At 27.1% G+C, this 13254-nt stretch carries 11 protein-coding genes; all 11 read right to left on the reverse strand.

The features are described 5' to 3' along the window. Positions 1-13: 13 nt before the first annotated feature. Positions 14-616 carry a hypothetical protein gene (locus EXC53_RS01825; protein ID WP_129724623.1) on the reverse strand — a complete coding sequence of 201 codons (603 nt, stop codon included), beginning with the start codon at positions 614-616 and terminating at the stop codon, positions 14-16. 3 nt (positions 617-619) lie between these two features. Further along, entirely contained in the window at positions 620-2257 is a 1638-nt protein-coding gene (locus tag EXC53_RS01830; RefSeq protein WP_129724625.1) for a hypothetical protein, read from the reverse strand. A gap of 150 nt (positions 2258-2407) precedes the next feature. After that, positions 2408-3094 (reverse strand): hypothetical protein, encoded by a 687-nt coding sequence (locus EXC53_RS01835; protein ID WP_129724533.1) that lies wholly within the window; start codon positions 3092-3094, stop codon positions 2408-2410. After that, positions 3094-4308, reverse strand: coding sequence for an ABC transporter ATP-binding protein (locus tag EXC53_RS01840; RefSeq protein ID WP_119572241.1), 1215 nt, complete (start codon positions 4306-4308; stop codon positions 3094-3096). The genes EXC53_RS01835 and EXC53_RS01840 overlap by 1 nt, the downstream gene beginning before the upstream one ends. A gap of 2 nt (positions 4309-4310) precedes the next feature. Then, entirely contained in the window at positions 4311-5255 is a 945-nt protein-coding gene (locus EXC53_RS01845) for a sugar ABC transporter permease (RefSeq protein ID WP_119572244.1), read from the reverse strand. 2 nt (positions 5256-5257) lie between these two features. After that, positions 5258-8317 carry an ABC transporter permease subunit gene (locus EXC53_RS01850; protein ID WP_119572242.1) on the reverse strand — a complete coding sequence of 1020 codons (3060 nt, stop codon included), beginning with the start codon at positions 8315-8317 and terminating at the stop codon, positions 5258-5260. 2 nt (positions 8318-8319) lie between these two features. Further along, complete coding sequence (locus EXC53_RS01855; RefSeq protein ID WP_119572243.1) at positions 8320-8841, reverse strand: hypothetical protein; 522 nt, start codon at positions 8839-8841, stop codon at positions 8320-8322. A gap of 6 nt (positions 8842-8847) precedes the next feature. After that, entirely contained in the window at positions 8848-9300 is a 453-nt protein-coding gene (locus EXC53_RS01860) for a hypothetical protein (RefSeq protein ID WP_129724627.1), read from the reverse strand. Between the two features lie 96 nt (positions 9301-9396). Further along, positions 9397-10611 (reverse strand): IS3 family transposase, encoded by a 1215-nt coding sequence (locus EXC53_RS01865; protein WP_129724511.1) that lies wholly within the window; start codon positions 10609-10611, stop codon positions 9397-9399. A gap of 26 nt (positions 10612-10637) precedes the next feature. Beyond that, positions 10638-12686 carry a hypothetical protein gene (locus EXC53_RS01870; protein WP_119571933.1) on the reverse strand — a complete coding sequence of 683 codons (2049 nt, stop codon included), beginning with the start codon at positions 12684-12686 and terminating at the stop codon, positions 10638-10640. A gap of 22 nt (positions 12687-12708) precedes the next feature. After that, the gene (locus tag EXC53_RS01875) at positions 12709-13161 is read right to left on the reverse strand and encodes a hypothetical protein (protein ID WP_119571934.1); all 453 of its coding nucleotides are present in this window, start codon (positions 13159-13161) and stop codon (positions 12709-12711) included. Positions 13162-13254: the final 93 nt, after the last annotated feature.

Below are 13254 nucleotides of genomic sequence, written 5' to 3' on the forward strand. Positions count from 1 at the left end.
TTCTATTATGTTCTTATCTTCTATCACTATAATTTTCATCAGCCAAAGAATCCACAATAACATATTTATCACGTTCTTTATATGTTGCATTTGATGACATGTCTACTTTATAAGCACTTCAAATATGACCTGAATAAGAATAGTAAACATCTCCTTTTGATGTATTTTGGAATGGATAATGGAAAATTCTGCCTTTCTCTGTAGGAGAAGAACTAATTCCTACACTTGCTTCTAACCCATTACCAGAGCTTGCTCCTGCCGAAAATGATATAGAAGGTTTTCCAGAACCTTCAACTCAAGTATCTATACTTAATATAATTTTTAATGGATGGTTAGAACTACCTTTAAAAGTAGAAGCTTGACCTTTTCAAAAAACTTGATCACTACTTCAAAAATAACTTTTAGTTCAAACTTCACCGTCATAAGAAACTGAATAAACTTTATTCTGAACAAGCTTAATACCAGATTGTTTTACATGATATTTTTTGATTTTACCAAATCAAGCATTTGCTTCTTTTTTGAATTTTGTACCAACAACAATAGCACTAGGTGCAGCTATCACTCCACCAATTGCAAATATTGTTAATAAACTTGATAATTTCTTTTTAAATTTCATTTTTTATACTCCTTGTTTTTTATATATTGAAGAATATAAATCAAAAAGAGTTTCTTGACTATATTCTTGTTTTTTATTTTCATTTGGTATTATATCAAAAAGAAAATAATATAAATTTCTAAAATCATCATTTTTTAAAATATTTTCTCAATTAATTTTCAAATCTAAGAAATAAGAAAGGTCTTTAAAAATGATTGCTAAATCAATATTAGAAATTTGTTTTAAATTATTAATAAGTTGTTTTGTTTCTGCAACCTTTTTGATAGGAACTATTATTTTTTTCTTGATGTCATAGTGTTTAATTTGAAATAAACAACCAAGAATTATTAAAGTTTCATAACTTTCTGAAATATTCAAATTATTTAATAAAAGATTATTAATTCTATCAATGATATCATTAGAAATTTTAAGATCATTTTCATTTAAAATTTTTAAAGCAAAATAAATATTTAGTAAATTTTTGAAACTTAAAGCTTGTTGAGTTTCTCTAAATGAGGAAAATAAATACTTAATAAAACTTAGTGCAATATTCTGATCAAAAGGCAAAAATAAAGAATAAGAGTACGCAATAAAAGAATCTAGATTGTAATAAAAGTCAATTGAATCTAAATTTTGTTGTAAATAAGTTAATTTTTTATTTTCTTCTCATAAATTAAACTTATTGATTCAAAATGTTGAATTCAAAAATAAAAACATATATTTATCTTGTTTAATTTTATCTTCTTGAAAAAATGAATTATTTTCAATTGAAGAAAAAATGTTATTTTCCACTGAATAATGATTTAAAAGTTCATAAACTGATCATATATACTCCATTGTTGCTAAATCAAAATCATAACTAGTAATAATTTCATTTTCAATATCATTTTTGAAATTTATTAAAAATGTTTTTTCATCATTAGTAAGATCTTCATTAAGAATTTGTTTAATTTTTAATATTTTTAGTAAATAATCTTTATTTAAAGATAAATTTTCATTTTCATTAACTTTATCTTCCAGTGCTTTTTTCAAAGAAATTAATTGATTCGAAAAATCTAATTCCGAAAGAATTGAACTTAAACCGATTTCTTTTAGTGCTGAATAAATTTTAATATTAATATCTGCAAAAGCAGTAATTCCAAACGAATCTAATTTCTTGTCATATAAATAATTTAATTTTTTATTTCAAAATTTCTTTAAATAATTTTTAATTTTTTCTTTTCATTCTTCATTTTCTAAATTAGGTTCTAAAGCAATTGAATATAAATAATTATCAAAAATTACAAGAGGTAAATCACTAATTTTATCTAATTTAAAAATATTTGAAAGTTGATTTTTAAATCTCAAATTTTTAAAATTACTTCTGCGATAAAGATTTACTAAATAATAATTAAATTCTATGTTCTTAATTTTTTTTCAATCATAAAAAATAAATTTTTCATCACTTTTAAACAAGTGTTTTTCTAAAATTTCATTTTTCTTATCAATAAATTCTTGTTTTTTTAGTTTTAATTTATTCAAATGTGAAATTGATTTTGGAGCTTCAATTTCATATGTTTGATTTTTATCTCCATAAATATAATAAGTCAAAGTAGCAAGTGAAGCGGATGTTGTTACTGTAATTAAACTTCAAATTAAAATTTTTTTATATTTTCTAATCATGTTTATATTCTCCTTTAAAGTAATTATAAAAAAGATTGAATAAAAAAATAAATATTTTAATTAAACTAAATGAAAACAAAAAAGACACTTAACAAAAATTTGTTTAGTGTCTAATTTTTCTATGTTAATCTAGAATTAACAAAAAGATTTTTAGTTGCTTGCCACTCTTCCTTCTTCTATCTCTCTAATTTTTTGTTTTAAAGAATTTGTATCATCTATTTTTCTTGCAAGGAAAATAGAGTTTTTAAGATATCCTAATTTGGTTTTTGCAACAATGCTAAGAATTAAACCAAGAAAAGCAAGAGCAAGAGCTACTCAAAATCATTTATAACTAATTTCATTGACTAAAATCTTTTCATTAATAGTAATCGACATTCCATCCATAACTTCAACTCTTCGATCTGTAATATAAGTTTTTTCTGGTTGAAGTGAAATTAAGAAGAAAAGTAAAATAAAACTAATTGAGGTAGAGTAGTATAAGAATCTAAAATATTTATCTCCATTATACTTATTAGTAAATAAGAAAATTAAAATTACAAGATTAAAGATAAAACCAATTGTCAGTGCAACTAAAATTAAACTAGCTAGTGTGTAATAAACTTTTTGTAAAGCGTAAGCTGGTGAAAGTTGATTTAAATCAATTTCTGTTTTGTTTAATTTCGCTTTTAAAATTGCAGCATCAAGTTTAATATATTGTTTAAAATAAACAGATTCACTAATCATGATGACAAAGAGAAATGTAAAAACAAGAGCTAAACTAACTAACAAAATTTTGCGTGCTAAATAATTTTGTGAAGCATTAAATTGCTTGATTTTTAATTTTAAATCTGAAAACATTAGTTCACTCGATTTGTTGTAGTTTTGTCAAAGATATGAATTCTTGATTCAACAAATTCTAAATAAACATATGAATAAAGTTCATATTCGACATTATTTGATGCATTGACAATAAATTCAATTTCTTTATTTACTTTAACCGCTACTAATTGGTCTTTCCCGATTAATTCAATGTTAGCAATTTTTCCTTTAATTCGATTTTTACCAGGCTCAGTATGAATTAAAATATCTTCACTTCTAAAACCAACTACTAAATCTTGATTTTCTTTTAATTTAGCTTGAACTTCTAAATCACTTAATGGTAAATGAATATCTTGATCATTTGAAACGATTTTACCATCTGAAAACTTCGCATCAAAAGTATTCATAGTTGGTGAACCAATGAATTTAGCGACAAAAATATTTGCGGGTTTAAAATAAAGTTCTCTCCCTGTTCCACTTTGTTGGATTTGTCCATCATTAAAGACTACAATTTGATTTCCCATGGTCATCGCTTCAAGTTGATCATGAGTAACATAAATACTAGTTGTATTAAGCATACGGTGAATATTGACAATTTCTCTACGCATACTTTCTCTTAATTTTGCATCAAGGTTTGAAAGTGGTTCATCCATTAAGAAAACAAGCGGTTTACGAGCGATAGCTCGACCAATTGCGACCCTTTGTCTTTGTCCACCAGAAAGATCTTTAGGTTTACGATATAAATATTCGTCAATTTTTAAAATCTTAGCAACATCTTTAACTCTACGATCGATGATATCTTTTCTTTCTTTGGCAATTTTTAATCCAAAAGAAATATTGTTATAAACATTCATGTGTGGATAAAGTGCATAAGATTGAAAGACCATTGCAATATTTCTCTCATTTGGTAGAAGGTTGTTATATCTTTTTGAGTTAAAAAGTAAATCTCCCTTAGTAATAGAGTTTAATCCGGCAATCATTCTCAATAAAGTTGTTTTACCACATCCAGAAGGTCCGAGAAAAATACAAAAAGTTCCAGGTTTAATTTCTAAATTAATATCTTTTAAAGTGTACTTTTCATTTCCTTCATATTTTTTAGAAACATTAACAAGTTGAATATGAGCACCATTTGCAGTATTGCTAATTTCTCCAACTTCTTGAATCATGCTTTCAATATCCAAAGTTTCAAAATCTTGAATAATCGCTTGATCTTCTTGATTAACAAGCTCTTTGTGTTTATTCTTTTTAAACATATTTATCCTTTCACCGCTCCATCACTAAGTCCACCAACAATGTATCTTTGTAGATACATAAAGAGAATAAAGGCTGGAATTGAAGCTAATAATGTTCCCATGGTATAAGCACCAGCTTGAACATCTTGTTGATTATTTAAGAATTTTTGTAGCCCAACAGCTAGTGTTCTAGTATCATCGGAAACTAGAACAAATTGTGGCAAGATAACATCAGTAAATGGAATTAAAAATGATCAAAGAGCCACCATAACTAAAGCTGGTCTAATTACTGGTACTAAAATTTTGAAAAAGAGTCCTCAGTTATTACATCCATCCACTTTCGCTGAATCATCAAGTTCTGCACTAACTGTATCTAAATAACTTTTGACCATAAAAGTGTTTCCTGCAATTGCTCCACCTGCATAAATAATCACAAGCATAGTCACTGGTGGAATTCCTGCTTCTCCACCCATTGTCACAAGAATATAAAGAACAATAAGTGAAGAAGTTGCAGGTATCATTTGAACAAGCATAATTACAGTTAATGAGTATTTTGAACCAGCAAATTTAAATCTTGAATAAGCATAAGCATTAAGTGCAACTGTTACAGTTGAAATTAAAGAAGTTAAAATCGCTATATAAAGTGTATTACCGTATCATGTGGTAAATAAACTTTGCGGACTATTAAATAAGTAATTTAAATTGTCAAATCCAAATTTAAATGGTGTTACTGTTACAAACCGTGGGTTTGAAGTGTTAAATGAAGACACAATTAACGAAATAATCGGAAAAAGAATGATTAAAGATCATACAATCAAAATAAAATAATTGAAAAATAATCAAATCATTTCAAGTGGTGTCGGAGGTTTTGAATCTGATTCATTAAATTTTAAACGCTTAGGTTCTAAACGCTTTTGTGAAATTTTGACATTATCGAAAGTGCGTTGATAAAAATTGTTCTTAAACATCATTAATCCCTCCTTGACATTGATTTAATAAACCCTCTGGCCGCAAGTCCAATGCTAAATAATGAAGCAAGAGTAGCAAGTGCAGCTCCGAAAGCTTGGTTACCGTCAATTTTGACAGTTCCATTAGTTAATTTATAAACTCATGAAATAATGATATCAGTTGAGGCTTCTCCAAATGTTGTTGAGTAAGCATATGAAGGTCCACCACCTGTGAAAATAGAAATTGTTGTGAAATTATTAAAGGCAGCCACAAATTGTCCAATTAACATCGGAGCAATTGCAAGTAAAAGTGAAGGTAAAGTAAGATATCAGAAAAGATGTTTACCTTTCGCTCCATCAACAGAACCAGCTTCATAAATATCTTTTGGTATTGATTGTAAATTACCTGTTACTAGCATAAAAATTCAAGCGTATCCAATTCAAGTTTGAACAAGAATTACTAAAATTCTAGCTGTTCCAATTTCTTGCAATCATGAGCGAGGATTCATTCCAAAAAGTTTACCTAAAATAAAGTTAATTAAACCTGTTTCACCAGAAGCAAACATATTCTTGATAAATCCAAGAGTTACAAAGGCTGGAATTGCTCATGGTAGAATAAAAATTAATCTAAAGAATTTCTTACCTTTAAGTCTTGAATTATTAGTTAAAATAGCAATTAAGATTCCTAAACAAATAGGTAAAACTGTTGAAGCAAATGTTCAAATTAAAGTTCAAGTCATAACATTTCCAATTGAACTTAATAAGTTTGCATTTCTAAAAATTCATCATTTTCCTCATTGTTGTAAACCAACTCAACTCACTGATTGAGTTGGTGCTTGGTGGTTGAAACCAAAATTAGTAAATGAAAGTAAAATTGAAGTTACAACTGGAGAAACAACAATAAAGACCATAAGCACTCAACCAAAAATTGAAATCATTCATGGGAATCCAGAAGTTTGCATTCATCTTTTGGTATGGCTTCATCTACTTGGTCTTGAGCCTTGATAAAGGCTTTTAGCAACCCTATATGCACCAATTGACGATACAACCAAATAAATGATTGAAATAATTAAAACAATAACTGACACAACACCACCAAAAAGATAGTACCGTGCATCAGGGAATGAACCAGGTTCTGTAACAAATTTATGGTATCCTAAATCACTAAATCCAAAAATACCATCCATTTTACCTCAATAAGCTCCAAGTGCAAATGGCACAAAAGCACTTCATACTAAAATTGAAAAGAGAACCATTAAAATTCCTTTAGCATATTGTTTAAAAAGAACTAATTCTGGTAAACCAGGTAAAACTAATCCCATAAAACTTGCTAGAAACTTTATGTTTCTAAAAGTTTCAACTGGAATAGTTTTTTGAGCTTCATTAATTTTACTTTCGTAGATTTTCTTATTAATTTTTTGCTCATTTGATTTACGAATAAATAATGTTCGTAAAATGCTTTTATTACGTAAAACTTTTGATTGTAATTTAACTGTATACTTGGCTTCTTTAGCCTTGATTTTATATTCAATTTTCTTATTAGCAAAGGCTTGTTTTGAAATTTCTTTTGCTTTGATTTTTGCTTGCAAGCTATTTAAATTTGCTTGATATTCTTTCGAAATACGATCAAATTCAGCTTTTGCAAATTTCTTTTCTTGATCAATTTCGCCATTTTGTTTTAAAATTGCTAATTCTGTTTGAGCTTGAATTTTTTCAACTAAAAACTTGTGCCGAGTTTTATAAGCGTCAATAAATCAATCTTTATTTGCTTTAGCTTGTTCAAATTTAAAATCTGCTTCATAACTATAATTTTGATAGGTCTTGGCAATTTGTTCTAAATATTGAGATTTTCAAAGTGCTAAGGCTTCTTTTCTCACTCCAAGGAGATTCAAACATGAGAAAAAGTGTTTCATCGCAATTTGATAAAGAACTAATTTTTGACCTTCAAATTTTAGTGATTTTGCAATTTTTAAAAGATTATCTTTCTTTTCTTGAAGCTCTTTATATGAAAGATGATTCATGCCAAAATCTGGAAGTTCGAATTTCAAACCTTCTTTTTGTAAAAAGTTCAAAAAGTCTTTAATATTGCGAATTTCAAACTTTAAAATTTGAATTTGTTTGTACTGAGCAAAAAGGTGACGAAGTTCTTTTCGTCTATTTAAACCTTTTAGTTTAATTTGTTGAACAATCTTTTGATTGTGTTTTTCGTTTTTTAAGATTGTTTCTTTATGTAATTTAATTTTTGATAAAGCTTCATCTTTATATTCAATTGCACGTAATTTATTTTGTTCTGTTTTTAAATTAAATTCATTTTCAAGCTCCACAATTTTTTGTTTAGCTAATAAAATGATATTTGCACGTTCTTTTCGATAAAGCTCATGTTGTAATTTTTTTGTTTGTTGGTATTTTTTGATTAATCGATCTTTTTCGGCAAGCATTTTAAGTCTTTTAGCTTCTAATTTACTATAAAACTCTTGTAAAAATTTACCTGGATCAGGATGTTTTTCTAAAAAAGAGATTTCTTCACTCACAAGATATTTTTTAAGCTTATTAAAATTAAATTCTAAATCATCAAATTTTCTAAGATATGTTAAAAGTGCATTAAATAAACAATATTTTTGGAACATTTTTGCTTCTGAAGCATTCATTGTTGATTCCAATTTCTCAATATTAGCGAGTTTATCGTTTAAATTATCACCAGAATTTTCAAGTGAATAAATAAAATCTTTAACATATTTCTTATTATTACGTTTTGTAGTTTTTAATTTCTTTAATTCAAATTCAAGTAAAGATTCAATCTTATTAACAAAAGATAATTTTTTGATTGAATCTTTATAAACTTTTATTTTATTTTGATAAGCAACTTGATGACTATTAAGTTCTCTTTTTAAATTATCTTGAATCTTGGTTTTAGCTCGTAAAAATAAATCTTTATCAATATTATTTCGGGTTTTTAAGTTATCAGATAAACGGGTAAAAACATTATTAACTTGATGTTTATAAGCTTTGAGATTATTACTAGTTTCTGGTAATTTTGCATCAAAAGCTTCCCCGTATCAATTATATAATTTCAGTTTTTCCATTCTTACCTCGCTTTTCCTTTATGAATGACAAATCACTCATAATAATGTGCTTTACGTTGCATTCAATAAATGATAGTCATATAGATTAAAACAAACACAATTAATCAACTAATAATTGATAAACAAATTCCTACTCCTAGTTGAATGCTAGTTAAAATTGCAACATCTTTAAAAAAAGGTATGAAACTAAAAGTGATAAAAATAACAATTCAACTAAAAAAGAATAAGTATCCTGCTTTTAATTTTTTAATAATAAAAATTAAATAAACAAGAAAAAAGAGAACCACTAAAGTATTAGCTATATAAGAAAGTAGAGTTAACTTTTCTAAATTTTGTACTTCTTGATTCTCTTTAATATTGTTTGGATTAATTCCGTTTGCTTTTAAATATTGTTCACTAACTCCAATTGTGAAAGGAATTAGAACTCAAATAAGTAAAAGTAAAGTCATTAATGCGAGTAAACTAATCAAAATATAAAATTGATTTTTTGAAATGTGTGTTTTATATTTTTGATAATAAGGCATAAAAGTTTATTCACTTCAAACAATGAAGTATTTTTGATCTCCTGTTAATGCTTTTAATTTATTACTCATATTGTCACTTAATCTTTTTTCAAGAGCAGCAATAAAGTCAGCTTCTGTTCTTACATTTGCATTTTGTGCAATTGATTTAAAGACTTCATTTGCTCCAAATGTTTTTCCGTTTCATGTTTCTCAAACATTACCAAATTGTGGGTTTGAAACACCAGGTCTTGTTGCTTGTGTTTTGAAGATTCCAAGTCCACCATTTGCGATTGTTTTTCTTGATGTTAAAACATCAAAAACTTTACTAATAACACTTGTGCTATCTGCAGCATTAATTTTCTCTGCAACTTGGGCAAATGTTTTATTTGAATCTTCACCATTAGCTTTTTTAAATTTACCTGTTTGTAAGTAGTGTTTTGCAAACGCCCTTACATATGCATTGTTAAGGTAATATTGCATATGTCCTTTAAATGCTTTAAGAATAACTTCATCACTTGCTGCATTACGAGCTGTTTCTTTAACAAATGCAAGTGCTTTAAACTAGGACAGAAAAAATTAACAATTTATTAAATTGGATAGCTCCATACTATATTCGTATGGGGTTTTTCAATTCAAACATGATTGAATTCTAAATTTATTGTATCAATGAACATAATTAGATATCACTTTTTCTAGTTCACTCAAAGTCATAGCTTTGATATTTAAATCTCTAATTAATTCAGTTTTTAAATTTGAAAATCAATATTCCACAACTCTATTATCTAAACTATTTCCTACTTTTGAAAGTGAAATTATTCCACCTTTATTTTGAATAAAACGAGAAAAATCATCAGATGTATAAGTTGAGCAATGATCTGAATGTAGTATAAAACTTTTTTCAAAATCAACATTTTCAAATGTTTTGTAAATTAATTTTGAATCATTAAATTTGGAAAGAGAAAAACTAATTATTTCTTTAGTTTTATGTTTAATCACTACTGAAAGATAAACATTATTGTTTATCGCATCTTTTGTCGCTGGGAGATATGTTACATCAGTAGCATATATATTTCTGTTATATACATCGTTATAATCTCTATTCACAATGTTTTCTTTTATGACAGATGTGTTCTTTACTTCTTTTAATTTTTTTCTTTTTCTGATATTGCAAAATAAACCTAAGGCATTCATATATCTTCCTAGAGTTCTTTCGTTTATGTCTATTTTATAGTGCTTTAAGATAAAATATTTTAATTTTTGTCTACCATATTTAGATCTATTTTGTTTAAATGAATCAATAATCAAGTCTTGGTACTTTATTTTTCTGGATTTAATTCTAGGAGCAAAATTATTTCTTTTATGTTTGGATATTGTTTGTCTACAAAGATACAACAAAATAGCAAGTTTATACGAAGCCATATTAATATTTGATGCCTCTTGAACTTTCTCTGTTTTAAATTTATCTCTTGTAATTTCTCTATATCTTTTTGCAATTTCAATTAAATCTTCTCGTGTAAAAATGTCTCAATTTATATCTTGTTCTTTCACTTTTCTTGACCTACCACTTCCAGGCTTTCTTGGTTTTTTATTCATATTACAATTATAATGTTTTAATATTCCTCGTAATCTTGCTTTCACATATTTATCTTTTGCTTTTGCACCATATTTATACATAAGTTCAATTGCATACTTTTTGCCTAATTGAAAAAATGTATTATAAATTTCTTTTTCTTGTTCTTCTGTAAAATGTTTACCCATTTTTTCTCCTTTAAAAATATAAAAAATTAACATTCGAAGGAATGTTAATTTTTATTGTCCTAGTTTACTTGGGTTGCTTTTTGATCAACTAAACTTTGAAGTTCAGCTTGAGCTGCTTCTTTTGTTGCAGGATCAAAAAGTTTAACAGCAATTGCTACTAATTGAGCTAAAAAGTCAGCGGCAGAATTACCATTTACACCTCAAATTTCCTTTTCTAATTTTCTAAGGTGTCATTCTGTTTGATTTTCTCTTAAACTTGCATATTTGTCAAGAACACTTTGATCTGCGACTAATAAATTAGGATTTAATACACAACCAAGTGAACCTAATAATTTTGTAGCTTCCTCGCTATTTAATGAACCATTATACATAGCTGCTAACGAATTTTGTAAAGCAAGAGCAGGTTGAAGTACTTCTTTAAGTTGACCAATTACTAAATCTGATTTATCAGGTAAAGGTGCTAAGAACTCATTAGCTTGAAGATAATTTTGTTCAGCTAATGGATTTGCATCTGTCGAAATTAATCAACCATTTCCAGAAGTTGCTTTGCTAGCTGCATCATATGCTTGAACAGATTCTAAATATTTATCTTTAAGTGCCTTAGCATTAGCATATCCAAGTTCAACTGCAAAATTTTGAATTTCAACATTTTGAGTTAAAGAAGAACTTGAAACATCCGCTTTTAAAGCGTCTTGTAAACTTTCTAAGAAAGGAACTTTAGTATCTGCTTTAAAGTATGCGTTTGAAGCTTCTGGTGAATAAATTGCTAGAAGTAAAGATTTAATAGCGTCTTTTCTTTCTTCTTGGTTAGGATAGTATTTGCTTGATGTATTTCTAATGTTAATTGAATAAGTTCATGAACCTGGTGCTTGTAAATATTCAACACCATCTTTAACATTTGGAACTGCAAAAATTGATTTTACTCCACCATTTTTAAAGGCGTTTTGTAATTCTCATGTTCCTAAAATTGTATAGTTAAGTTTTCCTTCTTTGAAGAATGAATAAATTTGATTGTTAAATTGTCCACCATCTGACTGTAAAGCAATTTCTAATGAACCTCTTTTAATTCCTTTTTGTCCTCATGGTGATTGGGCATATTGTTCATCAGTCATTTTATAAACTGCGTTTCAAATTTGATAACTCATTCGAGCCGCAATATCAATTCCAGGTTTGAAAGCTGCATAATTTTCATCAGTTTCAACCCATCCTGAAGCACCTTGATTTGTTTCAACATTTGGATACACACTCTTATTCATATAGTAAGCAACATTTTTTTCAGGTGTTTCAATATTTTTAAAGTGTCCACCTAAAATTCCATTTCCAAATCAAAAGTTTTGGTAGTAGAATAATCCCTTACCATTTGCTACAATTTCTTCTAATGAATTGTTTTCAGGTTTTAATAAATCTTTTTTAGCTTCTTGTTCTGTTAAGTTTGAGGCAAGAACAATCCCTTCTTGATTGTGTCTTAAAGCGATAAATCTTTTTTCAAGAACAGTTTTACCGTCTTTTCGAGTTGTTCCAATAAAGTTACCATAATCTAAAAGAGCTTGTTTTTGAGCATCTGAAATATGGTAAGTAGTTACTAATGAATTTAAAAGTGAAGGATCTCATTGGTTAATATCTGAAATCATATTTTTTTCAGCAAGTGAAGTTGCACGATCTGAAGGAGCATAGAATAAATCAGGTGATTGTTTAAAATCAAGTGCACCAGCATTTGAAGCTGTATCAATAATATCAAAAACTCCCTTTTCAATTTTAGAAATTCTATATCCTTTTTTGAAAGCAGGTGTCTTTTTGAAAAGTGCAAAAGCATTTTTATACATAGTTTGTTGTGCACCATCAACATTAATTACAAGAATTTTATCTTGCGGTGTATTTGAGTTTGCAAAGACATCATCAATATTTTCGTTTAAGTATGATTTAATAGTTCCATCTTCATTTTTATAAACTCTTGAAGCTGTAAAGAATGTTTCTGCTTTTTCGTTTTTTGAAGCATCCTTGCCATCCCCTGGATTTGAAGCGTTTGAACCACAAGAAGCCGCAAGTTGTGAAAGACCTACAATGCTTCCTGAAAGAAGAACAAGGCTTGATAATAATTTTTTTGTCATATTTATCTCCTTGGAGTTAAAATTATTCAAAAGCTAATTCATTTTTAGCGTACGCTACACAAAATACAATAATTGTAATTGGTGTAAAAACATAAAATAAAGCAAAAAGAGTACCCAGAATAGAAATTCATTTATTAAACTCTGTTTTATTTAAAATATAATAAACATGAATTACTAAAATTAAATTGGCAAAATAAGTGACAAACACTAAACAAATTAAAATTTTAATTGCAATGTTTTGTTGTAAAAGCAAAATGATTTGATTTCAAAAAACTTGATTGCTTTCTTGGTTTCAAGTGATCTTCAAAAGATAAATTAATAATGCCTGTACAAGAAAAGCAATAATATTGTTAAAAACCAAAAACATATATTCTAATATTTTTGGTTTAGTTTTTCTTTCTAACGGTCATTTTCCAAAAAATGCTCATTGTAGTTTAGTTTTTAGTGGTATTTTTTTAACTTTATATTGTTTCATAACTCCTACTCTAATTATATTTATAATAATAGCTTATCATTAACCCTTTTTATTTTCTTGTCTATGTACATAAATAGTATAGCTTGCACCGTC

The sequence above is a fragment of the Mycoplasmopsis gallopavonis genome (assembly GCF_900660635.1).
GTDB classification, from domain to species: domain Bacteria; phylum Bacillota_I; class Bacilli_A; order Mycoplasmatales; family Metamycoplasmataceae; genus Mycoplasmopsis; species Mycoplasmopsis gallopavonis.